This is a genomic window from Cupriavidus pinatubonensis (genome assembly GCF_019602855.1).
Taxonomy (GTDB): Bacteria; Pseudomonadota; Gammaproteobacteria; order Burkholderiales; family Burkholderiaceae; genus Cupriavidus; species Cupriavidus pinatubonensis.
The window spans coordinates 2,970,215-2,994,667 of sequence record NZ_CP080767.1 but is presented as its reverse complement, the minus strand read 5'-3'; the positions used below and the strand labels follow the sequence as shown (position 1 = coordinate 2,994,667).

At 57.5% G+C, this 24,453-nt stretch carries 22 protein-coding genes; 5 read left to right on the top strand and 17 right to left on the bottom strand.

The annotated features are described in order from the left end of the window. Nucleotides 1–64: 64 nt before the first annotated feature. Nucleotides 65–493, bottom strand: a complete 429-nt coding sequence (locus K2O51_RS26565) for a cupin domain-containing protein (RefSeq protein WP_220630991.1) — start codon at nt 491–493, stop codon at nt 65–67. A gap of 234 nt (nt 494–727) precedes the next feature. Between K2O51_RS26565 and mhpT the strand changes: the two genes are divergently transcribed. After that, nucleotides 728–1,945, top strand: coding sequence for a 3-(3-hydroxy-phenyl)propionate transporter MhpT (gene mhpT, locus K2O51_RS26560; protein ID WP_220630990.1), 1,218 nt, complete (start codon nt 728–730; stop codon nt 1,943–1,945). A gap of 241 nt (nt 1,946–2,186) precedes the next feature. On the opposite strand, the gene K2O51_RS26555 is transcribed toward mhpT, so the two are convergent. The 4 genes from K2O51_RS26555 to K2O51_RS26540 all read right to left on the bottom strand — a co-directional run bounded on the left by K2O51_RS26555 (nt 2,187) and on the right by K2O51_RS26540 (nt 5,636). After that, entirely contained in the window at nt 2,187–3,032 is an 846-nt protein-coding gene (locus K2O51_RS26555) for a cupin domain-containing protein (protein WP_220630989.1), read from the bottom strand. A 44-nt stretch (nt 3,033–3,076) separates the two neighbouring features. After that, nucleotides 3,077–4,036 (bottom strand): PDR/VanB family oxidoreductase, encoded by a 960-nt coding sequence (locus tag K2O51_RS26550; protein ID WP_220630988.1) that lies wholly within the window; start codon nt 4,034–4,036, stop codon nt 3,077–3,079. A gap of 77 nt (nt 4,037–4,113) precedes the next feature. Next, a complete protein-coding gene (locus K2O51_RS26545) occupies nt 4,114–4,869 on the bottom strand; it encodes an alpha/beta fold hydrolase (RefSeq protein WP_220630987.1) in 756 nt (251 codons plus the stop codon). Nucleotides 4,870–4,871: 2 nt separating this feature from the next. Continuing rightward, on the bottom strand, nt 4,872–5,636 hold the full coding sequence (locus K2O51_RS26540; protein ID WP_220630986.1) for an SDR family NAD(P)-dependent oxidoreductase: 765 nt from the start codon (nt 5,634–5,636) through the stop codon (nt 4,872–4,874). Nucleotides 5,637–5,649: 13 nt separating this feature from the next. Between K2O51_RS26540 and K2O51_RS26535 the strand changes: the two genes are divergently transcribed. Then, a complete protein-coding gene (locus tag K2O51_RS26535) occupies nt 5,650–6,330 on the top strand; it encodes a GntR family transcriptional regulator (protein WP_220630985.1) in 681 nt (226 codons plus the stop codon). Nucleotides 6,331–6,579: 249 nt separating this feature from the next. On the opposite strand, the gene K2O51_RS26530 is transcribed toward K2O51_RS26535, so the two are convergent. The 4 genes from K2O51_RS26530 to K2O51_RS26515 are packed head-to-tail and all read right to left on the bottom strand — an operon-like array spanning nt 6,580 to nt 10,125. Then, nucleotides 6,580–7,392 carry a DODA-type extradiol aromatic ring-opening family dioxygenase gene (locus tag K2O51_RS26530; RefSeq protein ID WP_220630984.1) on the bottom strand — a complete coding sequence of 271 codons (813 nt, stop codon included), beginning with the start codon at nt 7,390–7,392 and terminating at the stop codon, nt 6,580–6,582. A 14-nt stretch (nt 7,393–7,406) separates the two neighbouring features. Then, nucleotides 7,407–7,910, bottom strand: a complete 504-nt coding sequence (locus K2O51_RS26525; protein WP_220630983.1) for an aromatic-ring-hydroxylating dioxygenase subunit beta — start codon at nt 7,908–7,910, stop codon at nt 7,407–7,409. Nucleotides 7,911–7,953: 43 nt separating this feature from the next. After that, nucleotides 7,954–9,303 (bottom strand): aromatic ring-hydroxylating dioxygenase subunit alpha, encoded by a 1,350-nt coding sequence (locus K2O51_RS26520; RefSeq protein ID WP_220630982.1) that lies wholly within the window; start codon nt 9,301–9,303, stop codon nt 7,954–7,956. 48 nt (nt 9,304–9,351) lie between these two features. Continuing rightward, nucleotides 9,352–10,125, bottom strand: coding sequence for an SDR family NAD(P)-dependent oxidoreductase (locus tag K2O51_RS26515; RefSeq protein WP_220630981.1), 774 nt, complete (start codon nt 10,123–10,125; stop codon nt 9,352–9,354). A 297-nt stretch (nt 10,126–10,422) separates the two neighbouring features. Here K2O51_RS26515 and K2O51_RS26510 point away from each other — a divergent pair, with 297 nt between their 5' ends. Continuing rightward, nucleotides 10,423–11,547: a porin gene (locus K2O51_RS26510; protein ID WP_220630980.1), complete on the top strand. Its 1,125-nt coding sequence runs from the start codon at nt 10,423–10,425 to the stop codon at nt 11,545–11,547. An 814-nt stretch (nt 11,548–12,361) separates the two neighbouring features. Here K2O51_RS26510 and K2O51_RS26505 read toward each other — a convergent pair. From K2O51_RS26505 to K2O51_RS26490, 4 genes are all read right to left on the bottom strand, one after another. Beyond that, the gene (locus K2O51_RS26505; protein ID WP_220630979.1) at nt 12,362–13,225 is read right to left on the bottom strand and encodes an HNH endonuclease; all 864 of its coding nucleotides are present in this window, start codon (nt 13,223–13,225) and stop codon (nt 12,362–12,364) included. A 2-nt stretch (nt 13,226–13,227) separates the two neighbouring features. Beyond that, nucleotides 13,228–14,853 (bottom strand): AAA family ATPase, encoded by a 1,626-nt coding sequence (locus tag K2O51_RS26500; RefSeq protein WP_220630978.1) that lies wholly within the window; start codon nt 14,851–14,853, stop codon nt 13,228–13,230. Nucleotides 14,854–15,328: 475 nt separating this feature from the next. Then, entirely contained in the window at nt 15,329–17,119 is a 1,791-nt protein-coding gene (locus K2O51_RS26495; protein WP_220630977.1) for an ATP-binding protein, read from the bottom strand. Then, nucleotides 17,116–18,363, bottom strand: a complete 1,248-nt coding sequence (locus tag K2O51_RS26490; RefSeq protein ID WP_220630976.1) for an SIR2 family protein — start codon at nt 18,361–18,363, stop codon at nt 17,116–17,118. The genes K2O51_RS26495 and K2O51_RS26490 overlap by 4 nt, the downstream gene beginning before the upstream one ends. 722 nt (nt 18,364–19,085) lie before the next feature. Here K2O51_RS26490 and groES point away from each other — a divergent pair. Together groES and groL are read left to right on the top strand one after the other, a co-directional pair. After that, the gene (gene groES / locus K2O51_RS26485) at nt 19,086–19,376 is read left to right on the top strand and encodes a co-chaperone GroES (RefSeq protein ID WP_008644494.1); all 291 of its coding nucleotides are present in this window, start codon (nt 19,086–19,088) and stop codon (nt 19,374–19,376) included. A 46-nt stretch (nt 19,377–19,422) separates the two neighbouring features. Further along, complete coding sequence (gene groL, locus K2O51_RS26480; RefSeq protein WP_011298805.1) at nt 19,423–21,066, top strand: chaperonin GroEL; 1,644 nt, start codon at nt 19,423–19,425, stop codon at nt 21,064–21,066. A 150-nt stretch (nt 21,067–21,216) separates the two neighbouring features. Here the strand turns inward: groL and K2O51_RS26475 are convergent, their stop codons facing one another. The 4 genes from K2O51_RS26475 to K2O51_RS26465 all read right to left on the bottom strand — a co-directional run bounded on the left by K2O51_RS26475 (nt 21,217) and on the right by K2O51_RS26465 (nt 24,443). After that, entirely contained in the window at nt 21,217–22,152 is a 936-nt protein-coding gene (locus tag K2O51_RS26475) for a glycosyltransferase family 87 protein (protein WP_245001881.1), read from the bottom strand. Next, entirely contained in the window at nt 22,083–22,388 is a 306-nt protein-coding gene (locus K2O51_RS35270; RefSeq protein WP_245001880.1) for a hypothetical protein, read from the bottom strand. Before K2O51_RS35270 ends, K2O51_RS26475 begins: the two co-directional genes overlap by 70 nt. Nucleotides 22,389–22,489: 101 nt before the next feature. After that, entirely contained in the window at nt 22,490–23,278 is a 789-nt protein-coding gene (locus tag K2O51_RS26470; RefSeq protein ID WP_220630975.1) for a metallophosphoesterase, read from the bottom strand. A 193-nt stretch (nt 23,279–23,471) separates the two neighbouring features. Beyond that, nucleotides 23,472–24,443 (bottom strand): type II secretion system F family protein, encoded by a 972-nt coding sequence (locus K2O51_RS26465; protein ID WP_220630974.1) that lies wholly within the window; start codon nt 24,441–24,443, stop codon nt 23,472–23,474. Nucleotides 24,444–24,453: the final 10 nt, after the last annotated feature.

Genomic DNA, 24,453 nt, shown 5'->3' with positions numbered 1-24,453 from the left:
ACATTAGGTCGACTATCAGGGCGAATGGAAGGGCGCATGTGAAATGCCATCGACGCGCTCATTATCAGTACTCAGCAGTAGTGCCGTCATCTTGAATGCGAAAGCCGCGCGAGTCCGTCTTCACGCCAGGCTTGTAATTCACGATACGGTCTGGGGAGACATGGATGCCCATCAGTTGGGTGACTTCTTCCTTGTTGGTGGCAAACGAGTGCCAAATGCCTGGGAAGAGTTCGACGCAATCGCCTTTTCCTAGCAACACCTTTTGCGTGCCACCGTCTTCGATCGTGAACTCCGCGGAGCCTTCGAGCACGATCAGATACTCAATGTATGGATGGCAATGAATCGGCACCTCATAACCGGGCTGGCAAGTTTGAAGTGCGGCGCGGATCGGTGTTGTGCCCTCTTCGTCGCCAATGATGAGACTCAGGTCACTGGCCGGCCCGTACGAAATCACTTCTGTCTCGCTAAGTTTGCGAGTCCTGAATCCACTCATGGCTTTCTCCTTGCACTGCGATGGTCATTTCGCCCGCGACGTAGCGGCTACTGGATTCACCTTACTACCGCCGTCTAGCATACTACTCTAGAATACTAGCAATCGAGCGGTTCAGAAGTCAACAGCTGCCGATGGTGCAAGGAGGCATTCCAAGCACTGGGGGACGTACATGCATCTCGAGGATGAGCCGCAGGAAAGGGCGGCGAATACCCGGCTTCACATTGGAGGAAGAAAATGGACACAACTGTAGGATCCAGGAGCACGACGTACACAACGCTTTTCCTGTGCTTTTCAATCGCTTTGTTTGAAGGATTTGACCTTCAATCGATGGGAGTCACCGCAGCCCGTATTGCTCAGCAGTACTCGCTCAACTTTGTGGAGATGGGGTGGGCATTTACGGCCAGTTCGATCGGCCTGCTTCCTGGGGCAGCCATTGGTGGCCGGGCGTCGGATCTGCTCGGGAGAAAGAATGTTCTTATGCTCTCAGTGGCCTTATTTGGCATCGGCTCCATCGCGACCGCGCATATTTGGGATTTCCACAGTTTGCTCGCTGCGCGATTCTTTACTGGCCTTGGCATCGGTGCCGCTATGCCGAATCTGATTTCTCTTTGTGCAGAGGCCGTAGGAGCGGAAAGACGTAACTCCGCCGTCAGCTTCATGTACTCCGGCCTACCGGTTGGAGCGGCGGTGGCGGCCGCTATTGGTGTGCTCAGTCCGTCGGATAGCGGTTGGGTGGATGTGTTTTACATTGGCGGACTGTGTCCGATCCTGTTGATTCCGGTTATCGCATGGGGCATGAACGAGTCGGCTCACTTCATTGCGGCCAAGGCCACTGATCCGGCTACAAGCCGGGCATCGTCGGCGGTCTCTTTCGCACTGTGGGGTGAGGGCCGAGCAGTCACAACGATTGCGATCTGGGGTAGCTTTCTTTGCACGATTACGGTCTTCTATTTCCTCCTCAACTGGCTTCCGTCCTTCATGTTGAAGCTTGGAGTGTCCCGGGTCGACGCGAGTGCGGCACAGGTTTTCTACAACGTGGGCGGCGCAATCGGTGCGGTGTGTATTGGGCGCTTGATGGATAGTCGCTATAGGACCTGGGCAGTGCTAGCGACTTTTGGCTGCGCAGCCTTCTTTTTGTGGTCACTTACGACAATGCGCACAGCGGCCCTCGTCTTTGTAGGAACGTTTCTGGTGGGGATGTTGATGAATGCGGCCCAATCGCTGTTGTACTCGGTGACGAGCACAAAGTATCCGGTTCGAGTGCGTGGTACCGGTGTTGGCGCTGCGGTATCTGTTGGTCGTGTTGGCGCCATCGTTGGCCCCCTCGTAGCAGGCCAACTGCTTGCGCTTGGTCTGTCTCCGGTGCAGATCGTGCTGGCTAGCATTCCGCTCATGGTGGTGGCCGCATTCAGCTCGCTTTTTGCCACGTTGAAGCCGGACGCCAGAAACTAAATCGCGCGAGCTCGGAATCCGGCGAGCAATCCCGAGCTCGCGCAGGTGCCAATGCGCCTGCTTCAGGAGCTTGTCAGTTTATGAGTAGGACCTTGTGGTATCGGAAAGTTCGACGCCCGAGTGGACAGCGGCGCCGGCGAGGCTGTCGTCCAATTCTCGCTTTGCGTAAGGTGGTCGGCCGCGAATGTCGACGGAGCAGCTAACGACAGCGGCGCGCCGGTTTAGGCGCGCCGTTTTAACTTCACGTTGCTACGGCAGGGTACTCGTTACTGTTACGAACAAGACCCGGTGCGCGGCAGAAATCGGCTCTTGGGGGCGAAAAAACATCGATCATCCAGCTGATGCCGCCCGTAGTGTTTTGGCTTGCATGAACCACGGTTGGGGGAATGATTACGACCGCGGGACTTGCCAAAGATACATGTTCGTCCTCGCGCCAGGTTGTCATGTCAGTGCTCCAAGGATAGCGGAGATGATGCACGTAAGTTCCCTCGAGCGTGAGCGATGCTTGTTCAAAGTCCTCGTGGGCATGTGGCCCGAGATTGGTAACGTCACGAGGCTCAGATCGCTTTCGTAGTACGTTAATCATGAGATTGGAGCTGCGGAAAACACGCATGTTGCTTCCGTCCAGCAAATGTGCATCCAGACCGTATTGACGAACTCGCGATCCATCGAGAGGCGCAGGACCGATGTCAACGAGCGGTGGCGAGCCGTCGACGTGGCAATACTTGTGGTGGTTTTCCGCGAGATTGGCAAGATCCTCCGCTCGATTCGAAAAGACCCGAACGACGTAACCGATACCAGAAATTCGAATCGAACTTTGTCCAGGAGGAACGATGACAAGACTGTCGGGATCGACTTCCGTCACTTCCTCGGTCGTACAAATGCTGCCGCTGACGTTACTCAATAGCACCATGTACTCATCCGGGTTGCTATCGCGAACAAGTAGGGCAGAGCCGGCTATCGGTGTGACGGCAATTACGAAATTGGTGCCACGAGTTAGCCACGTTTGGCCTCGTATTTCCTCCTTATCGAACGGTCGTTGATGCAGGGCGTCAAACGTTGCCTTCGCAACTTCTTTAGTGTTCATCGGTCAGGCCAGGATGGGGCTATAGGAAGTCATTCGGTAGAATGTTAGATATCCAGAGTCAACTCGGAGGTTTTCGACCGAGATACACAGATCTGGATGAACTTGTTGCTCGACTTTTCCTTCTCGCTAAGGTAATAGTCCCGGTGATCCGGTAAGCCATCGATGACACCGACTTGGCAAAGACCGCAGTCCCCACAGCGACAATCGCAATTAGGGGTTTCGCCAGCATCTGTCAGGGCGTCAAGAATGGTTTGATCAGCGCGGACGTGGACCCGTTTTCCACTTCGGGAAAGAATGACATCGAAAGCAGTGTCACCTTCAGAGGGGGCCGCAGCGCTAAAGAGTTCGAATCGTAAGCGACCCTCTTGCCAACCCAGTTCTTTCGCCAGTGCGATTGCGGCATCGATCAAAGCCGTCGGGCCGCAAAGATAGAGCGGCTGAGTTTCGAGAGAAACCATCAATGCACGCAGGTCGTACATGCCTCCCTCATCATCACAATGCACGCACAACGTCGGTGAACAGAGCCTCGTGAGCTCTTGAAAGAAGGCTAGCCCAATCCGATTGCGGGCCGCGTAGACTAAGCGGAACCGCTTGCCTTGCGCGCGGAGTTCGGCAGCCATGGAGGCAATGGGTGTGATACCTATCCCGCCAGCGAGAAGAACTACCTCGTCATCTGTGGGGGTTAAGGCAAAATTATTCTTCGGATGCGACACGCGGAGGGTGTCTCCCTTTTTCAGCAAATGCATGAATGCTGATCCGCCCCTGCCGGCTTCGTCCAAACGCACGCCCAAGCGATAGGACGAGGGAGATGTTGTCACATCGGCTTGATCCGATGTATTCACGAGAGAGTATGAGCGGTGACCGCCGCCAGGAATCTCCACATCGACATGGGCGCCGGCGGTCCAGCCGGGCAGCGGATCGCCGCTGGCACGGATCAGCGTGATGCCTCGGATGCCAGGGGCTTCCTGCTGGACAGAGGAGACTACAAGTTCAATGGGTTCCATCTTCTAACCTTACGTTTAGCTGTGGGCGCTGGTTGGCATGATGTTCAAAATGTGCCCGCGCCCACCATTTCATCGATCTACTGCTGAATCTCTTGAATAAATGCGCTCACCTGTCGGTAGAAGCGATCCGGTTCTTCAATATGTGGAGCATGGCCAGCCCCCGCGATGGAGAGCGATCGGGCGTGAGGCAGTGACATGGAAAGATGCTGAGAGACGTCAATTCCTGTGACGGTATCGTGTTCACCACATACGACCAATGCCGGTTGTTGGATGCACCCAAGCCATGGGCGCGCGTCAGTAGTTGCGACTGCCGCGGCAACGGCCATATAGCCCTGCGGCCTGGCTCGGCGCATATGTGCGGCAATCTCTTGAACGATTTTGTCAGATGCTTGCGGTCCGGCAATCTGTTTCGCACGTTCCACGCTCAGTGTGCCCAGCCCCTCTGACAGCCGTTTGCGCTGCCGTAGCCAGTCTAGTCGCTCACTCTGCGGGACGTTGGCTCGACCTAGTGTGGCGTCGGCCAAAGTAAGCGAGCGTACGAGATGAGGATGCGTCTTTGCCAATCCCAGAGAAACTAGGGCGCCGAACGAGACCCCGACGACATGGGCCGCACGGTTGTCGAGAACGGCAGCCACGGCATTCACAAAGCTGAGCAGGTCATCTCCGTCCGGGTCGTCAGAGTCTCCATAACCTGGCAAATCGGGCGCAATGCAGGAGAATTGGCCGGCGAAGCGATCGAACTGTTTTTCCCAGGCCGTCGCGCTTGAGCCAATTCCGTGCACAAAGAGGATGAGGGGCCCTTCCCCGGCACAAACTGTATGAAGTCGAGTCATGTCTAGATTCCGGTTAGTTCGCCACCGTCAATCAGATAGCCGGTTCCGGTGATGAAGCGACAAGACTCTCCGCAGAGCGCTGCCACTAGGCGGCCGAAGTCTTCGGGGCTCCCAATTGGGCGGTCTTTCTTCACGCCGAGCTCGCGTGCGCGATCCGTGTCGTGAGGCCCGGCGAACAGGGCATTAATCGTGACATTGTGTTCAAACAGTGCTGGGGCAGCACTCTTCGCCCACGCCCAGAGTGCGCTACGCGATGCCGCTGACAGACTGAGGAACGGTTTCGGCGCCTTGACACTGGTGGACGAAACGATGAAGATGCGCCCCCACGCTCGGTCGCACATCGGCCCTTGAGCAGCTTGCACGAGGCGTACGGCTGGATAGAAAACTCTCGCGAAAGCTTCCTCGAAGTCCGACTCTTGCGCTTCGAGGGGGGTGATGGAGCGTGGGCCCGGCGTATTGACAATGGCGATGTCCAGGCGACCAAAAGCGGACAGCGCCGCGTCCACCGCGCGCTGAGGGACATCTGGTTCCAGTAGATCTCCAACCACCACCGCGCAACGGTCCGGATGCTGTGCTTGCAGCGCTTCAAGGTCTTCCTTTCCGCGTGCCACTGCCACGATCTTGGCGCCTTCGTTGGCCAACGCTTCCGCCGTTGCGCGACCTAGTCCGCGTGAGGCGCCGGTAACGATAGCAACCCTGTCTTTCAAACCTAGATTCATAATTACCTCTGAACAGAAAATGTCGGTAAAATCATTTGCATAACGCACTTGGGCTTCCGCGATGTCTACCAATTCCAGCAGTACGCGCGAAGAGAATCTTTCGCAGCAGGCCTACAACACAATCCGTCGAGCGATAAGAGATGGGAAGATCGCTCGTGGGCAACTTTTCTCAGAGAACACGCTCGCCGAGTCGTTAGGGGTGTCTCGTACGCCAGTCCGCGAAGCGCTCCTAAACCTATACCGCGATGGCGTTGTCGACATTGTCCCGAAGCGCGGTTACCGGCTTGCGGAACTCGACGAAGATGCCATCAGTGAAATTCGCCTCCTTCGTGTGGCACTTGAGCAGGTGGTTGTCTCCCGTCTTTGCGAGGTTGGTACTCCAGAAGGCATTCAGGAGTTGCGGGCGATTCTCGCGGGCAAGGGCCGTACGCATCAGGACATGTTCACGAATGACGAGGCATTCCATATTCGGATGGCCGAACTTGCCGGTTTGCGCCAAATCCGTCGGGAGTTGCTAAGCGTCCGCGGCAAGATGTACCTGATGGCGAGCGGCACACGTGTGACATCACTTCGCAATGACGACGTGATGCGCGAACATGCAGACATCGTGAACGCGCTCGAACGACGCGACAGCGAGGCCGCCCGACGCGCGATCACGGAACATGTTGAGCGGTCGATCGATGCATTTGTTGCTGCTCGGGAACGGTTGGTTGAGAGTCAACGCATTGAGCGGATTTTGTGACTTCCGCGGCCGCAATGCACTCGTAATAGCGCTCATTGCGCCAGCCGCATGCTCGTGAGAAGTAAAGCAGGGCCATGGGGTGGGCTCGTGCCAACCAGAGCCCCGCGATGTCCTGCTGTAGGATAGCGTCCTGGAGCGGAAGCTCCAGGTCGGAATTTTCCACGGTTTTCCGAGGATCGGTTTTAAATTCGACTGCTTTGAATCCGCGGGTAATATCGATAAGAAATTGCGTGAGGGCGGGGTCGATCATTATTCACTCCACAGAAGTTGAAATACACCGCTATTCCAGCCGGCGGCAAATGGAATTTCGGTGACAACTTCAGGCTTTCGTCGATGTGCCGCCCCCGCGGCTACAATCCAGTTTCGGATCTCGTGGGTGCCATTTCCTACCTCATTGAGCAGGGCATCAGAGTAGCAACAGGCGTGGTCGACATCGCCCCGCAACATGGCGTTCATGAAGTCAGCATCGAATGACTGGTCATTGCCGTTGACGCCAGGCGCGCCGACTGTGTGTGAAATTCCTCCCGTGGCTAGGATGCCGACTCTCCGCGAGGGCTGTACGCGAGCGATGGCATTCGCGATGGCTACGCCAAGGTCTCGGCATCGCGTGAGCGTTGGGAGCGGATGGAAGATGCTATTGACGATGATCGGAATGATGGCGACTTCGTCTGGAATTTCCATGAGTTCAAGCGGCAACGTCGTACCGTGATCCAGACGAAGGTCGCTGGAATGGGCGAGTTCGAATCCCTCGGCATACAGATCGCGCAGAATTGCTTGTGCGAAGTCGGGGTCGCCACGTCGCTCGATGGGTGACAGGTTAAAGTGCGGCTCGGGAAAAGCACGATGTCGTTGACCAACGCCGATGGTAAATGCGGGCGCGAGGCGCGGTTGAAGATTGACGATGTGCTCGCTTGTAATAGCGATGATCGTATCAACGTCGGCGTCTGCAAACGCGCGCCCGAGTCGATCGAAGCCGCTCATGGTTGCATGAACATGGTCTTCGCAAGCGCTCTCTGGCGATGCGGTCATGTAGGGAAAGTGAACTGTCGCTGCGATGATCACCGAACTACTCCAGCTTAGAAGAAGACGCTCAGACCCTGGTTGGCAACGGCTTGCCGATCCAGGATTACCAGGCGCTTCTTAAGGCGAAGGCCTTGTTCGGACAACTCAAACGTATCGGTGCGTTCACCGCTGAACTGTTGCTCCATGTTCCAGCGATGCTGGAGTAGCAGAAGGTTGCTCCGTGCCACGAGCGTTTGACCCTCGGATTGCGACAGATCGACGAGTTGCACAAAGTACCGCAGTCGGGACGGAGGTTGCTCAACCCAGGACTGCTTGCTCTCAAGTTTTGCGACGCGCGCCTCCAATAGCTCGAAGTTCTCATCGTAGTACCCGAGTTGGTCATCTCGGGCGACCAAGCCTTGCGTCGTAAATGTAGTCACTGGGACTCGATAACTGATGGATTTGTCCATCAGGTCGAGCCATTCACGATATCGCCGATCCTGCAATAGCTGTACTTCCTTGCGGTGGAAGGCTTCAACTTGTTGCCAAATGGCATGGTTTGGGGTTGTCGCGGTCATTTCCGTATCTTTTCCTGGCGTTGATGATTGGAAGCCCAAGCGCTTACTTTTTGGCGTCCGTCATGAGCGATGCATAGTGACGGTAGAACGCTCGCTGATTCGCTTCCGTCATCAACATATCGCTTGTGCTTCCAGGAAATGCAGAGCCGTAGCGCTCGGATGTTGGCATCTCGCGTCCCAAGCCCATTTCGTAATTCAGGCGACCTTGTCTTCCGACGTATCCTTTCATCGAGTCCTGTACGCTCTGCCAAATGTCGCCGTCATCTTGCTCGAAGATTCCGCTCGGACCGAATGCCAGTGAGTAGGTTTGCCGGGTGGCAGCCTTGAGCTCGTCCGGCAGTGCCTTATCGACGACACACCACGAGTGAATTTCAATTTTCCCTGGACCGCGTGGATGCCATACGCGGAACGTGCGGAACCGGGCTGTGTCCATGAAAGACATGTTGGGGAAAATGGTTCCCACGCCGATGGGTACAAAATCTTCGGCCGCGGCGCCGTACTTCGCCACAAGTTGCGCCCGCATTTCGGCAAGGAACCCGTCGTAGTCCGTACGCACGGCATCACCTTTTTGCGCACCACCGCGTTCGGTGCCGATCGAGTGGCCATTGCCAGTGTGGATGCAATATCCGTCGTTCGAAAGCGGACTGCGATAGCCCATGTCGACGCCCGCGCCGTGGGTGGATGGCACGTGGTAGTGATCACCGGCGAAGTTCTCGGCTGGGATTTTCCAGTTCACGTCAATCGTCCATTTGTGGACGCCGCCAACCACCTCGGTGCCGCCTTCCATCCTTGATAGCATCAACTCAAGGTAGAAGGTCATGTCTCCGAGATACTCTTTTAAGGTAGGAGCTGCAGGATCCCAGGAGGCGAAGATCATTCCCCCGAAGGAGTCGACATTCGGCACCTCGCGGAGACCATGTTGATGGCGGTCGAAGCAGTCGCCGTAAACGGTGCCGAGTCGAGGGACGGAAATCAGTGCTCCCTCGGTGTTGAAAGTCCACCCGTGGTACGGGCATTTGAAGGAGTTTGCGCTGCCCGAGTCGGCGCGGCAGACCTTCGCCCCGCGATGCGTGCAACTGTTGAGGAAGGCCCTCAGTTGACCTTCTTTGTCTCGAACCACAAAGACGGGGTCTTCGGCCATCGTCGTCGAAAGGAACGATCCGCGATCGGGCAGTTCGCTTTCGTGGCCGACATAGAGCCAGCATTTAGCGAAGATCTTCTGCTGCTCGAGTTGATAGATTTCCGGGTCGACGAACACGCGACGGTCGACCCCCGATCCATCGCTCGACACGAGGTCTTGGGCTGCATGTGAGCCAATGTGAGCATCTTCGCGGACGCGGGGTGGGCGCAGTGCATCGAGGCTGATCTTTGTTTCGGTGTGGGACGAGCTCATTGCGTGTCTCCTTGATTTCTATTTAAGCCAAAAAACTTGTAAATGAACTTACTTTCGAGGCCCGTGCACTGCGGCGCCGCCATCCAGTTGCAGGATCGTTCCTGAGGCGATACGTGCGCACGCATCCGAGGCCAAGAAGACGTAGGCCGATGCGTAGTCCTCTGGGGTTCCGATAACTTGAAGGGGAAGATCTGCGGCTTCCGGCACTTTCGGATTCTTGCCCTGGCCGATGCTGTTGACGCCACGTAGCCCTGTCGGCACGTATCCGGCCGCGACTGCGTTTACCCGGACATGTGGCGACAATTCCAGCGCCAGTTGCTTGGTTAGGCCATTGATGGCGTGTTTTGACGCCACATACAGAGGTCCGCCGAAGCCTGCATGTGCACCGGACAGCGAACTCGAAAAGATGATGGAGCCGCGCGATATTCGAAGTGCCGGCAGCGCCGCAAGAGCGCCGAGCATGTAGCCTTTCACGTTCACGTCGAAAAGCTCATTAAAGGCTGCATCTAGCTCATTTGAGGTGAAAGAATCCAAGGGCTTGCGGTTGTCATAGATACCAGCATTACCTACGAAAGCATCAAGTCGACCGAACCGCTCCAAAGCCACTTCCACGGCCCTTTCATTGTCCACGCTGGAGCGCACGTCTCCCGTCATAGGCACGAAACGCAAGACCGCGTCAGCGCTAAAGTCCGGCTGGGGCTCGCTTCGACTGAGCGCGACCACGCTTGCGCCCTCCTTCAAGAAACGTTCAACGATGGCGCGCCCGAGACCACTTGCCGCGCCGGTCACGAGGGCGACCTTACCTTTCAGTTGCATTGACATGAGACTCCCCAATTGAGTGCCAGGCGGACGACTTGCGCCGGCGGGGGCGCGATGTCGTTTGTCGCTGGAGGTACACGGAAATATTGGCGTCTCCGTGCACCGCTGCCTAGTATTCTAGAGTAGTATTCTAGAAAATAGAAGTATAGGAATTACCCGTCGAGGCATTCCATCAGGGTGAGAGTTTCAGACCACACCGGTCTATCGCCGGGACGCAGAGGCGCCTAAATCCGTATAGGTGTCTCGTGGGCGACAACAAAAGACTTATCCACAGAAGTCGGTAACAGGAGGAGAGAAAAGATGTTGAGGCAGGGTTTTAAAAAGGTGGCGCCCGGTGCGCTGCTTGCAGTGACCGTTCTGAGCGCGACGGCGCCAAGCGCCGCGTCAGCCCAGTCTTCGGTCACGATGTATGGCGTGATCGACACTGGCGTCGAGTATGTCAATAACGTAGGCACTGCGGGCAACGCCCTGGTGCGCATGCCGAACATTACGGGAACGGTGCCTTCGCGTTGGGGCTTGCGAGGGACGGAAGATTTGGGCGGCGGCCTAAGGGGGCTGTTCGTGCTTGAGTCTGGTTTCGGTCCGGACGCGGGGACAGCCGGCCAGGGTGGAAGGCTGGTTGGACGGCAGGCCTTTGTCGGGCTGTCGGGTCCATGGGGTCAAGTTGGTCTGGGCCGGCAATACACCATGACCTTCTGGGGCACATTGGATTCAGACATCCTGGGTCCAAATATCTATGGGTCCGGCTCGCTCGATAGCTATCTGCCGAACGCGCGCGCCGACAATGCAGTGACGTATAAGGGTAAGTTCGGTGGCCTTACCGTTGGCGCTAGCTACAGCTTCGGGCGCGATGCCGTTAACGCAGGACCGAGCCCGGCAGGGACAAACTGCGCGGGCGAAAACCCGGCTGATAAGTCGGCTTGTCGCGAATGGTCGGCCATGATTCAGTACTCCACCACTTGGTGGGGGCTATCAGCCGTCTACGATTCGCAGCGCGGAGGGCCTGGCGCGTTTGCGGGACTGACCAGCAGCGGCATGCGTGATGACCGCTTGTCCTTGGGCGGCTATGTATTGTTGGACCGCGCAAAAATCGGCGCAGGTGTGATCCGCCGGGACAACGACGGCAGCCCTACTCCTCGTTCTGACCTCTGGTACGGCGGTGTCATGTACGACATTACGCCGGCCGTTACGTTGTCTGGCGAGGTCTACTACCTCAAGTTCCACAATAGCGGCAACAAGGCATTCCTGTACGCCGCACGTGCGGCTTATGCGTTCTCGAAGCGAACCTCCGTCTATGCAACGGCTGGCTTTATCGACAATCGTGGCCAGCTTGCGCTCTCGGTAAGCAGCGGCGCTTCCGGCAGTAATCCGGTGCCGGGTGGTAACCAGTTCGGGACGATGATTGGGGTAAAGCACATCTTCTAACCTGTGTGAGAGGTGGTGTGGGTGCGGGGACGATTGGAGGGAGTGCTTCATTTCGTTTCACACATTGCAAGAGGGCATCTTCGCAAATGAGACGGCTGTACCTGAAAACGATGCGGTAGGTACCCTTCGAGCCTTGTTCGCGCATCAGCAGATTGTGGTGTCTCCCGTTGCGCTGGGCTGCCCGACGTCCCACGGGCCTAGTAGTGAAATCAATCCTTCCGGGCCGGGCAGGTGGGCAGCTCCCACGATGATTACGGCGTTGCCCCTGTCCACCACTTGATTGGAAGCCACGCTCAAAAAAAATCGGCGTCATCCAGCGTCGAAAAGCTGCTACGAAGAATCGTTCGGATCTTCGAATAACCTCCGACCTTCAACGCTGCAATGGTGGAATTGAATCCCTCTTTACCTTTGTCCGACAGTGACCAATAAATAGATTCTCTGTAGATGCGATCCAGGACGCACAAGCGTCGCGCTTGGACATCTACCTGACTCTCCAAGATGGTGGGAGTGAGACCCTGCGAGATCGCGTACCTTTGCACAATGCTGTCTCGGGACTGCCAGTCCGATGGGCCGCATGGCTGTGAGGCAGCCGCCGCAGCAAAGATGGGGCTCGTTGTCGCCAAAGCGACATTGACAAGCTCATCACGTTGTTTATCCGGAACCGGCTGAGGACCGATCTTCGTTGACCCTTCAATTGCGTACTGGGTCGCGCCCTTGAGTACCGCTGGGGAGGGTTCGGGAAGCCCTTCGGCTGGTACATGTAACGCGCCGCAACGCCGCGCGGGGCGGCTGGTGTGGATGCAGACAATTCCTATCAGAGAAGAGGGGCGTTTGACGCTCGTCCGGGTGCGTGCATCCGTTGGTAAAGCCACGTCACGACATGAGGCTCCATTACTCCCGCGATGAAGGCCGAGTTCCAATTGTTCTTGCTGCCATGCTCATCATCGAGCAACTCGAGCTCGTCCGATAGGATGCGACGGAGAGCGGCCTCGGTGGCGGGATTCCGCACTAGGGCTCGTACCGCCAGGCTTGGCCTGCGGCACAGTGCTAACCAGCGGTCGCGCAAGTACCGCAGGATGGCCGAGCGACCGACAATGGTGGCAGCATGAAAGGCCACCGGAGCATAGTAGGGATGCGCCCCATCGATACACAATTGCAGTGTAATTCCCGGAACTGCTCCCAGATCGGAGAAATCCGCCCGAATCAGCCTTTCGGTTAGGCAATGGTCGAAGTAGGGGTGCAGGATGCGTTCGTTCGCTGCGCCAGCAACAATATTGCCACGCTTGCTGTTGCACTTGCACGCCGGAACGAGATTCCGCGAGAACAGCGCAAACGCAGGATAATCAGCTTGGGGTAGCACGTGGTCCAGCGTGCCGCTGTGAAAGGACCCACACATCGGGCAGGTGCGATGCTCGTGCTCAGCGCGAATTGCTTCAATGTGAGCGAGATCCTTGCCGGGACTCTCGTAGTGGCTCCGCAGATAATCTGCGATGGCGTTGCCGATGGGAACGGCGTTTACGTGGTGGACATTGCCCGCTACAGCTTCGTACTGGGCATATGCTAGATGCAGCATCGCCGCTTGTGACTGCAGGTGTGGGTAACTCTTGAGTCGCTTGTTCTGCGTGAGCTTTTGCAGAATGACCGCGTCATCGTAAGGAGGGCGAGGCAGCTTGTTCATGGTCACGTCTCCATCGCGTCGCGCAAGGCACCGAGCATTTCGTGCGACAGCTCGTCCTTATACACGTCATACAGTTCTTGCCACGTGTTGAAGGCTGTTTTCAATCGCCGTTCGACATCGCTAGCCATGCGCGACGGCTCGTCTTCGCCAAAGACGAAATGTGAGATCGCCCCGACGTCAGCACCGAAGGTTCTCAGTCGTGGCCGCTCAGACGAAACACGACCAGTTGCATCCTGGCGCAGCACGAGGACCTGGCTTTGAAATACTTCCCGCACGAAATAGGCCGAGTGCGTGGCAATGATCGCCGCAGAACCGGTTTGGTCGAGCAGGCGATCGAGCAGGGCGGCAAATTGGCTAACGAAATTGGGATGCAGGTGTGTTTCAGGCTCATCCAGGAGAAGCAGAGAGCCATTATCGATATGCAGACTAGCTTGTGCCGCAAAGCGCAGGAACGATATCTCGCCGCTGCTCAACGGATAGCTGGATCCATCGAGCACGCGTATCGGCTCCTTGTCGATGTGGACACTGCTCAGACGTTCTAGGAGCCGCTGCTCACTTGCTCGAGGCAGACTTTCCAGTGCAAGGGGTTCGGCCGGCTTGTCCCGGTTGGGAAGGGAAAGTTCTTCCCAACGGTCGATGGCTCGGATCGCGCTGAGAAAGATTTCCCAGCGCGATCGTTTACCAATCCGGTCGACGGAACGAGCAAGCTGAACGATCTTGTCGGTGACGTGGTGCGTGTTGCGCGATCTGTCGCGAGAGCGATTGAGAGAGAAGCGGTAGTACCGCACGCGCGGGCGTTGCCATTGCTCCGTAGGGAACACGGAATGTGCTTCGTTGCTTGGCGCGAAGGCGAGCACACGATTGAACAGTGGGCGCTCACCGCTGTCTCCATCCCTTAGTGATTTGTGGCCGCCCAGCGCCGCCTTGGCGATGCGCCCCAACGTCTGGCTCTTGCCGACGCCATTCTTGCCGATCACAACCGCAATGCGCTTGGGCAGTGTGCCGTCATGGTCGAAATCGAAAGTCAAATCATGGGAATCGGGTCGGCCGGCCAAAGCAAATGTAATGCGCAGCGATCTGGACAGTTCGCGAGTCTCCTCGAATTCCAGTTCGCGGAGGACCGACGCCGCGTTCTTGAACGCAAAATAGGACTCCGTATTCCGCATAAACGACACTTGGAACACGCGCGTCCGGGTAGCAAGGTCGAGCCAGTTTGGTCGGGGCGCCGTCGCGCGCAGTGCTACGAGGTCCTTCATGGCTTTGAGAGCCACGAACGCATGCTGGCTTCCGAAGGCTCGCACGATGGCACGATAGGACTCCATGTCGGGCAGCATGGTGAAGAAGCGATGGCTGTCCGTAGCCGGTATCGTGAGTTGTTCGGCCCCTTTGAGTAGGTCGTTGAGTGGTGATATACCGTTCGGCTCGCTCGGGGTGTTCGTGAGAAACCCAATAAAGCTGAAAGCGTGATGTTCCTTCGCATCTTCACCAAGGCGCATACGCACGTCCACACGGCTGTGAAGGCCGAAGTCATTCCACGAGTCGCTGCTTGGCACGATTAGGACGGTGTTCGGAGGCAGCGGCCTATTGAGTGCCGTTTGTGTTCCAAAAAGAACGGTGACGTCGGGCAAGTGACTGTCGGACGTAAACATCATGACGGTGATGATTCAAAGTGAGGACGGAGACGGTGTTCGGCACCAATTTAACGGGCTACAGGATTAGAGTTTCGTACCCTTGGGTATTTGCGATCCTCGCGGCTGAGACCCGCCTCCCCGATGAGGCCAAGTTCGCTGTGCCTGGGCTCGAGATAGTCCCTCCGCGCTTGACCACGGCGCGGGTGATGCTTCGCACAGTGGAAGCTGCAAATCCTGTCCTGTCGCCCGGCGGCTGAGTGGGGCAGCAGGCAACTTTACCGAAATGATAGCGCGTGCGCATGTCTTTCCGCTGTCCCCCTATGGTGTGGGAGCTGATGTCTTGGCTCGCCTTGGCTGCCGATCGTTTCTTCGAGGGCCGCTTCAGAATAACTCCTCTTTTCTTGGGCGAAAAGGTGCCGACGGTCACCAATCGCTACTCCCCGTACCGGTCAAAAAGCCATTCGTAGAGCGATTAGCCGACGGTGCTAGCGGTTTGTGGTCGCCAGTTCTTGAATGAAGGTCCTTCAGATTTCGGCGGGTGACGCGGCTTTGTTACCTTTACCGGTGTTGGCATCGGAAAATCAACGCCGACTAGGATGGCTTCACCTTGTCCCAGAGTAGGCAGAAATGCGGCCGCCGAGGCGTCCAAGCTCCCACAGGCCTTCTCAACCACCTCGCGATCCCGCTCATTAATTAGCCGGTGAACCACAAACATCCCCATCTGGCTTAGAACGTCCTCCGGAATGTCGCGCGGCCGCTGGGTAGCCAACACGGTCGTCAGTCCGTACTTCCTCCCTTCTTTGGCGATCAAGCCAAACGCATCAAGATGGATGCGGTTATTTTCATCGCCCATGCTTTTGTTCAGGAACTGGTGGGCCTCATCTAAGACAACCACGGTGGGCATATTGGCAAACTGCCCGCTCCTTGCCATGCCGAGCAGGAATCTTGCCACTGCATTTGTCAATAGTTCGCGGGCTCCATGCTCGAATGACAAAAACTCCATGGAGATTCGCAGAACTCGGTCATCAGAGTACAGAAAGCGCGTAATATGGTCCGTAAGGGACTCGAACTCTCCAGGATGGAACAGGCACCGGAGTGACGGGGAGCGCAAGAGGGAGTAGATCTTCGAGATGAGCGTCTCGCAGAATGATCTTGTGCGATCGTCGTAACTGCCCCAGTTTCTCGAAGCAGGTTCTTGTACGCACTCTTCGATTATCTGAAAGCACAACTTGGCGATGTCATATCGGGCGCCTTCAGCCTCAACTTGTGCGAGACGTCGCGACCACTGCTGATGGAACACCTTGCGAGGCTGGTTTGCCTTTACATACAAGCCGGCTTTTAGATCCTTCTCCTCAGCGCCCGCGGGAAAGTCGCTCCCTGAGTGCGACTCTGCGCCGCTGGCGGCGGCCTTTGCCTTCGTATCCTCTTCGTCTAGCAGCCACTTGAGCTTCAGACTCTTCATCGCCTCGCGAAGCTTCGGGACCTGCGACTGCGGGCTCGGCTGAAATATCGCGAACAGGTCGGCTTCGGTGAGTTCCCAGTATGGAAAGGCGACGAATGTACGGTCATCTTGATCGCCGCTGGCACGTCCCCCGAGAAATACCGTGTGGACCTTGTCCCTATAGGTGTGGAACTCGCCGGTAGGGTCCACCAAAATGATCTTTCCGCCGAGGCGAGCGGCTTCTTGAACGATTCTGGCTACCGTCCAGCTTTTGCCCCCTCCTGTGGCGCCAAGCACAGCGCAGTGGCGCCCGAACATTTGCTTCGGTCCTACATTGACCTTTGTGTTGAAATCCTCGGGGATGGTGGCAAGCTCCATTGTTCCTTCCGGATCCGATAAGCCTCCTTCAATGACATGTTTCACAAGCAGGGGGTGTGCGGAATAGACATGCTGACCGATGCGAGGGTGCTGTGGTATTCCTGAAATGACTGAGCCTTGAGACAATTCCAATGTTGTGAGTAGTTGCACATAACCGATGGGATGTGCATCTGGTCGTTCACCAACTGCAGGCTCGGCTTTCAACCGCTCGCTGTCGGGCAACTGAACTTCAGTAATCCGTCCCAGCACAGCAACACCCTCACCCTCGATGAAAACGAATTCACCTACCTGGCCTCCAAGAACCGGATAGCCCGAATACTGGCGGGCACTAACGCTCGCGGCGTGAGGCAGGTTTATCTTGATCGCATCAGGACTGATATACGTGACGGAACCGACATAGCGACTCGAATCAAATGGGCTCGTGGGTAGTGCGGCCTTGGTCATGCGGCACCCCGAAGCAGTCGCACGCGCTCGACGTGTTGCTCGAGATCGGTTTCCGCTGCAATGTCAGGAAGATGCGGAACGATCTCCTTGAAAGTTGCACTGATGAGGCTGAGACGCGCGTCTCCGTGCTCAATCAGGTAGCGAATCTTGGCGAGATGGGGATTTTTCGTATCGGCTCCGCCCATACATGTGCCATCCTGCATCCAAGGGCCTAGCGCGGGGTCGCACACGACGACCTTCAGATGCAAATTCGAGTTGATGGCGGACAGTATCGGCTCAGCGATGTGGTTGTCATTGAATCCGAAGCCAAGGATGAGCAAGCCAGTATCCGGTTGTCGGATCGCAGATTGGAATGCTGACATCATTTCGAGGTATGGTTGCTCGAAGGCCAGTTCGTATTTTGTATTCCGCGGGTAGACGAGAATAGGTGTCTCGGTAGAGTCGTCCTTTTCAATCTCTCCTGTCTTCTGGTTCTTCGTCCAGTCCACGGAGCCATGAAGCTTGTATAAATGGAATACGTTTGGGATGAAATCGTGACTGTCTGGATTGCTATCACGTTTCACAATGTCGTATGAGAAGAAGAGGCTGTCGAAGACCTGAGGGGTCGTATGTGAGAAACCGTCGATTACAACGTAGCGCCCGCGTCGTGCAGCGTACTCGAAGCACAAATCGTAGTTCGTCGTGAAGATCTTCGAGCGAATCTTGCGAGACGACCGGCGGGCCAGGCGACGCAGAAAGTCGGAATGTACGCCGAGGTCATCGTCTGGCGTCAGGAATCGAACCGAATCGCGAACGGTGTCCTCTGCACTCTCAATGAATGCCTCTACTATCGCCTTGTCGGCAGGGTCATCAATGAAATCTGATGCGGCCTTACAGTAGGAGAGGAGCGTCTCAATATTCCCCCTGCTGTTTTCGGGACACTTAGACAGCGAAAAAACGTTCTCGAACGTCGCGTCGTTCTTGTTCTTCACTGCGCTCCAGAGGTCGCCCATCGTCGGTGCAAGACGCTTGCCTTCGATAGGTTCTCGCAACCTCGGCTTGTCGGAGGGGGACTGTTTGACGTTGACGTTGAGTGAAGTTCCCAACCCGGTGAGAACGACCAAGTTATTGCACCGAAAGCAATCCGAAAGACTTCGTGTGATCTCTAGCTGGGCCTCGTCCGGAACGACTTTGCCGTTCTCGTCTTTGTTAGTCGGTTCGACGGCTCGCCATGATCCGCCACTGCGATAGCTGAAAATTTGCATCTTTCGTCGTCCTAGCTCTTGCGCCGCGGGTATTTTGTACCATCGAGTAAGAATGTGTCGCCTATTTCTCTCGCTTGGAACCTTAGCGGCTTGTTGCCGTCACATCGCTCGGGAGATGTGGCCCTCGCTAATCGGTCCTTCTTCGCCCCCTTCTTGATGCGAATGTGATTGCACTGATCCTGACAGCAGAAGCCAAGTAGCGTCCATACGTACTGAAGGGTCAGTTGACGACTTGGGGCAGGCGAAGCCCGCCATGGCGGAGAGTTGTGCCGCCTAGCCATTGATCGCCGCATGCAATCGGTCCAGTCGACCCGCTCGGCTAAACGTGCTTCGCTTGCTGCTTAGAGCAAGTGCGCCAGGGCCGGAAACATGGTTCACGTTCTGGGGCCTGTTATTAGTTAAGCTACTGATTATTAAAGAATTTGTGGCGATGAGGCCGCATGTAATCCCCACTTGGGGGTGCAAAGTTAGGTGAACGAAATTCAACGTTGACGGAATCTCGACACCCGGTCCGCCAAATGCTCCCCACCTGACCCAAGGGAAAACCCCCATCAAGCCGCTGTCTTGAAATGGCCATACCCCGTCCCTATAATTAGCACTCGCTGGGGGTGAGTGCTAACAGCTCCCTGCGGTACCCGAAATTCCGCGGCCAGCGAGGTTCAGCCAGGCTGAATCGCGGCCCGTTTGTGAATCAAAACTCACTTTTGTATCTAGGAGTCCGTATGAATCTGCGTCCTTTGCACGACCGTGTGATCGTGAAGCGTCTGGACAATGAAACCAAGACCGCGTCCGGTATCGTGATTCCCGACAACGCCGCCGAGAAGCCGGATCAAGGCGAAGTGCTGGCCATCGGCCCGGGCAAGAAGGATGACAAGGGCAACAACATTGCCCTCGACGTCAAGGTGGGTGACCGTGTGCTGTTCGGCAAGTACGCCGGCCAGGGCGTGAAGGTCGATGGCCAGGAGCTGCTGGTCATGCGCGAAGAAGACATCATGGCCGTGGTGAACAAGTGATCACTTGTTGACGACTAGCACCGTACCGAATTAGGAGAATCAGAACATGGCAGCAAAAGACGTAGTATTTGGCGACGCCGCCCGTGCCAAGATGGTCGAAGGCGTGAACATTCTCGCCAACGCAGTGAAGGTTACCCTGGGTCCGAAGGGCCGCAACGTGGTGCTGGAGCGCAGCTTCGGCGGCCCGACCGTGACCAAGGACGGCGTGTCCGTGGCCAAGGAAATCGAGCTGAAGGACAAGCTGCAGAACATGGGCGCCCAGATGGTCAAGGAAGTGGCTTCCAAGACCAGCGACAACGCCGGTGACGGTACCACCACCGCTACCGTTCTGGCCCAGTCGATCGTGCGCGAAGGCATGAAGTTCGTCGCCGCCGGCATGAACCCGATGGACCTGAAGCGCGGTATCGACAAGGCTGTCGCCGCCGCCGTGGAAGAGCTGAAGAAGGTCAGCAAGCCGACCACCACCAGCAAGGAAATCGCCCAGGTTGGCGCGATCTCGGCCAACAGCGACACCTCGATCGGTGAGCGCATTGCCGAAGCCATGGACAAGGTCGGCAAGGAAGGCGTGATCACCGTCGAAGACGGCAAGTCGCTGGCCGACGAGCTGGAAGTCGTGGAAGGCATGCAGTTCGACCGCGGCTACCTGTCGCCGTACTTCATCAACAACCCCGAAAAGCAAGTTGTCCAGCTGGACAGCCCGTTCGTGCTGCTGTTCGACAAGAAGGTTTCGAACATCCGCGACCTGCTGCCGGTGCTGGAGCAAGTGGCCAAGGCTGGCCGCCCGCTGCTGATCATTGCTGAAGACGTCGAGGGCGAAGCCCTGGCGACCCTGGTGGTCAACAACATCCGTGGCATCCTGAAGACCGCCGCCGTCAAGGCTCCGGGCTTCGGCGACCGCCGCAAGGCCATGCTGGAAGACATCGCCATCCTGACCGGCGGCACCGTCATCGCTGAAGAAATCGGCCTGACGCTGGAAAAGGCGACCCTGAACGACCTGGGCCAAGCCAAGCGCATCGAAATCGGCAAGGAAAACACCATCATCATCGACGGCGCCGGCGACGCAGCTGCGATCGAAGGCCGCGTGAAGCAGATCCGTGCCCAGATCGAAGAAGCGACCTCGGACTACGACCGTGAAAAGCTGCAAGAGCGCGTGGCCAAGCTGGCCGGCGGTGTTGCCGTGATCAAGGTTGGCGCTGCCACCGAAGTCGAAATGAAGGAAAAGAAGGCCCGCGTGGAAGACGCCCTGCACGCCACCCGCGCTGCGGTGGAAGAAGGCATCGTCCCCGGCGGCGGTGTGGCCCTGCTGCGTGCCCGCGCTGCGATCTCGGCACTGACCGGTGAAAACCCGGACCAGAACGCCGGTATCAAGATCGTGCTGCGCGCCATGGAAGAGCCGCTGCGCCAGATCGTGCTGAACGCTGGTGAAGAAGCTTCGGTCGTCGTTGCCAAGGTCATCGAAGGCAAGGGCAACTACGGCTACAACGCGGCTTCGGGCGAGTACGGCGACCTGGTGGAAATGGGCGTGCTGGATCCGACCAAGGTTACCCGCACCGCACTGCAGAACGCCGCTTCGGTGGCATCGCTGATGCTGACCACGGACTGCGCAGTTGCCGAAACGCCGAAGGAAGAGTCGGCTCCGGCAATGCCGGGCGGCATGGGCGGCATGGGCGGCATGGAAGGCATGATGTAAATCAGGCCGACCGACTGCCGACTGCCTTAACGGGCAGGCTGTCTGAAAAAACCCCCGCAAGCGCGAGCTTGCGGGGGTTTTTGTTCGCGTTTCGAGTCATGCGGTGGTACGGAGCTGGTATTTCCGAACAGGCACGCTTACGCGCTCTCATCAGCTGCTGATAGCCGGCGCTGCAACTGTCGCCGCCAGATGCCGTCGCACGACGATGACGAGCAAAGACAACAGAACGGCGGGAAGGACGTTCAGATAATGGTGAAGGTATGCCGAGAGGAGTGCTTGTGCCGGCGCCAGCCATGCTGCAGCGAGGATAAGCCGTTCCATGCTCCCCAGCGCCGCCGCCCGGGCGTCGCGCAAGAGTAGGACAATTGGCAGGATGAGCCAGACCAGGTCGTAGAACATGACATAGGGTTGCATCAGCATCGTGGCGATGATAAGTGCAGCCGCTCGAAGTTCGAATCTGGCGCGCTGGGCCCAGAGAAAGGCCATTGCAACCGCCGCTGGTACTGCCGCAACGCCGTGCAACAGATAAGCGGCATTGACGGACAAGCCGGCATTTCGCCCTGGCGCAAACATGGTTGGCATGCCAGGCCACATCATGCTGCCGCCCTGGTTTACTGCGAGTTCGCTGAATTGAGGGAGAAACGTCTTAAATGCATACCAGGCATTCGGTCCAAACGCGACAACGGTGGCTCCGGCAAATGTGAGGGTACAAAGCGCGGCAACGGCGAACACATTCCATTGCCTGCTGCAAATCAGTGCCAGGGGGAACAATACGCCGAATTGCGGCTTGATGGCGAGGAACGCGATGCACACTCCGGCAAGTGCCGCATCAAACTCGATCATGACAAGCGCCGCGCCGGCAGCCGCCACGGTGAAGAGGAAATTCTGGCCAAGCCCGATGGCAATGGAGACGCCGGGGAACGCTGCCAGCACCGGCAAATATTTCCGGTCAAGCCTGCGGCACAAGTACACCAGGGCAGATCCATAAGCGATCAAGCCGAGTACCGAGTACAGCGTCAGCGCAACGCCAAAGGGCAGTTGGCTAAATGGGAGGACCGCAAGCAGAAATGTGGGAGGGTAGGCCATGCGGCATAGGTGTCGAGCCCCAATGCGGCCTCCACAGGCAACATCCACTGTGGCGAGAAAACCGCGGCTGCCCCATGCTCCATGGCCACCCGTGCCGCAGACCAGAAAACCCCGAAGTCGAAGCCAACCATCGGTGACGAGTGGTCTTTCAAGATATAGAAATGGGCAATCCAGATCGCCAGAACCAGGATCTCGATCACAAGTATCGCGAAAGCGTAGACCGTCAGGCGGGGCATAACCCGCACTCCTTCATGCTTGGACGACATGTGATTTCCCTAGCTTGGGAAGTTGGAAGCGATTCTCTCACCCGGCTTTGGCAGCCCTCGCCATGGATGCCTCAGATTTCGACGACGTAACACCAGTCGAACCGACTGTTCTCCAACTCGCCGGTGCTGCGGCTTACATACCCCCGCGGGTTGCAGACCACGCGCGAATTGTCGATCCCGTAGTCGAAGCTGGTATGCGTGTGTCCATGGATCCAGAGATCTGCCTGCGCTACCAGATCAGGGCGACGCGACAGAAACCCTCCAGACACGAGGTCGTGCGAAAAACGTGGGTCCAGACTCCCCAGATCCGGGCCATGGTGTGTCACGACCACGGTCTTGCCGTCGAACGGCTGGGCCAGTTGGGCCGCGAGCCAGGCCGAAGCCGCCTCATGCCGTGTCAGCGCATCCTGGGGCGTGAAGTGTCGCAGGCGGCCATGATTGTCGGCGAGTTCGATCAGCCGGTGGTCCAGCATCACTGACGAGCAGGCCTGCATCGAAGCGTCGCGTCGGTCCGCGCCGAACAGCGCGTAGTCGGTCCACCAGGTCGTGCCGATTACGCGTACTCGCTGGTGTGGATCGGTCCCAAACTCGGCCACGCCCTCAACCAGCAACTGAACTTGCCGATGCTCGGCAGCGGCTTCTGCCATCAGCCGGTCCACCGTCTCGAATGTGCTCTCGTAGTACTCGTGATTGCCGGGCACATAGAGCACCGGTTTATCGAAGACGCAGGCGGCCCAGTCAATGCCAGTTCGCCCATTGGCAATGTCGCCGGCCAGAATCACAAGGTCTGCGTCGCAGTCGGGAATTGCCTGCGGCATGTTGTGTTCGATATGCAGATCGCTGAGTATGCGGATTTTCATGGGTCTGACTTCCGGCTGACTGTTTCCGGTATTTTTTAGAAGTCCGCGGCCATGGTCAAGCGACCGGCACGCACCGGGATGGCTCCGCAAAGCAGAAAAGCCCGGACCGTCGTCCGGGCAAGGCCGACCGCCTGGCATTGCGCCAGCGCAAGACAGCCGGGGGAACTTTTCAACCCAGGCGCCACGCGAGGCGTCAGTTTCCACCTGACATGGTCGGCAGGAGCACCCTGTAGATCTGGATGAATGCTGGTCCCAGCAGGACAAGCAGCAGAGACGGGAAGATCGTGAAGATCAGCGGGAACAGCAGCTTCAGTGCAATCTTCGCCGCTTGTTCCTCGGCGCGCATGCGACGCTTCGTGCGCAACATGTCAGACAACACGCGCAGCGACTCGCCCAGACTCGTGCCGAACCGGTCGGCCTGGATCAACATGGAGGCAAACTTGTCCACATCTTCAACGCCAGTGCGTAGCGATAGGTTTGACAATGCCTTCTCCTTCGAGAAACCAGAGCGCAACTCCAGCAGCATTAGCTTCAGTTCGTCGGCCAGGACGGGGCAGCGCAGGGCCAGTTCGTCGGCAACGCGCATCAGTGCGGCATCAAGCCCGAGCCCTGCCTCCACGCAGACCGTCAGCAGGTCGATGACGTCGGGAAACTCCTCGAACACGGTGCGCTGACGCTGCGCCACCTTGCGGGCCAATACGAAATTGGGCAGGTAGTAGCCGATCGCCGCGAGGACCACGAGCAGCGAGAATATGATGTACTGGTCCTGCAAGCCCAGGCGTCCGGTGACGGCAGGCAGCCCGATCATTGGCAGCCCCAGGGCCAGCACCGTTTTGGCGGCAAAGTACAGTGGCGCGGCGCTGGCGCTGCGCCAGCCGGCGTTCATGAAACGCACGCGCAATTGCGAGTTCTCCCAGCCCTCTTTGGGCAGGGACAGGCGGGAGACTGGCTGTGCCCACTGCACCAGCTTTTCCAACCAGGCATGCTGTTGGTTGGGATCCGCTGCAGTGCCGCCCGCCTGCCCTGCAATCTGTTCCACCCGGCCGCGCATGCGGTTCGGCGAGAGCGCGTAAAGAATGCCGAACACCGAGCCGAATGCCGCGATGAAGACCAGTGCCAGTACGACGAGCTGGTTCGCCTGAAATCCCTGGATGATGCCTTGCATGATGGACTCC

Coding starts and splice junctions, on each gene's coding strand:
- K2O51_RS26465 (WP_220630974.1), bottom strand. CDS start 24,443: ATGCAAGGCATCATCCAGGGATTTCAGGCGAACCAGCTCGTCGTACTG.
- K2O51_RS26470 (WP_220630975.1), bottom strand. CDS start 23,278: ATGAAAATCCGCATACTCAGCGATCTGCATATCGAACACAACATGCCG.
- K2O51_RS26525 (WP_220630983.1), bottom strand. CDS start 7,910: ATGACCGCGACAACCCCAAACCATGCCATTTGGCAACAAGTTGAAGCC.
- K2O51_RS26495 (WP_220630977.1), bottom strand. CDS start 17,119: ATGACCAAGGCCGCACTACCCACGAGCCCATTTGATTCGAGTCGCTAT.
- K2O51_RS26490 (WP_220630976.1), bottom strand. CDS start 18,363: ATGCAAATTTTCAGCTATCGCAGTGGCGGATCATGGCGAGCCGTCGAA.
- K2O51_RS26510 (WP_220630980.1), top strand. CDS start 10,423: ATGTTGAGGCAGGGTTTTAAAAAGGTGGCGCCCGGTGCGCTGCTTGCA.
- K2O51_RS26565 (WP_220630991.1), bottom strand. CDS start 493: ATGAGTGGATTCAGGACTCGCAAACTTAGCGAGACAGAAGTGATTTCG.
- K2O51_RS26520 (WP_220630982.1), bottom strand. CDS start 9,303: ATGAGCTCGTCCCACACCGAAACAAAGATCAGCCTCGATGCACTGCGC.
- groL (WP_011298805.1), top strand. CDS start 19,423: ATGGCAGCAAAAGACGTAGTATTTGGCGACGCCGCCCGTGCCAAGATG.
- K2O51_RS26545 (WP_220630987.1), bottom strand. CDS start 4,869: ATGACTCGACTTCATACAGTTTGTGCCGGGGAAGGGCCCCTCATCCTC.
- mhpT (WP_220630990.1), top strand. CDS start 728: ATGGACACAACTGTAGGATCCAGGAGCACGACGTACACAACGCTTTTC.
- K2O51_RS26515 (WP_220630981.1), bottom strand. CDS start 10,125: ATGTCAATGCAACTGAAAGGTAAGGTCGCCCTCGTGACCGGCGCGGCA.
- K2O51_RS35270 (WP_245001880.1), bottom strand. CDS start 22,388: ATGCCCCGCCTGACGGTCTACGCTTTCGCGATACTTGTGATCGAGATC.
- groES (WP_008644494.1), top strand. CDS start 19,086: ATGAATCTGCGTCCTTTGCACGACCGTGTGATCGTGAAGCGTCTGGAC.
- K2O51_RS26505 (WP_220630979.1), bottom strand. CDS start 13,225: ATGAACAAGCTGCCTCGCCCTCCTTACGATGACGCGGTCATTCTGCAA.
- K2O51_RS26555 (WP_220630989.1), bottom strand. CDS start 3,032: ATGAACACTAAAGAAGTTGCGAAGGCAACGTTTGACGCCCTGCATCAA.
- K2O51_RS26550 (WP_220630988.1), bottom strand. CDS start 4,036: ATGGAACCCATTGAACTTGTAGTCTCCTCTGTCCAGCAGGAAGCCCCT.
- K2O51_RS26475 (WP_245001881.1), bottom strand. CDS start 22,152: ATGGCCTACCCTCCCACATTTCTGCTTGCGGTCCTCCCATTTAGCCAA.
- K2O51_RS26535 (WP_220630985.1), top strand. CDS start 5,650: ATGTCTACCAATTCCAGCAGTACGCGCGAAGAGAATCTTTCGCAGCAG.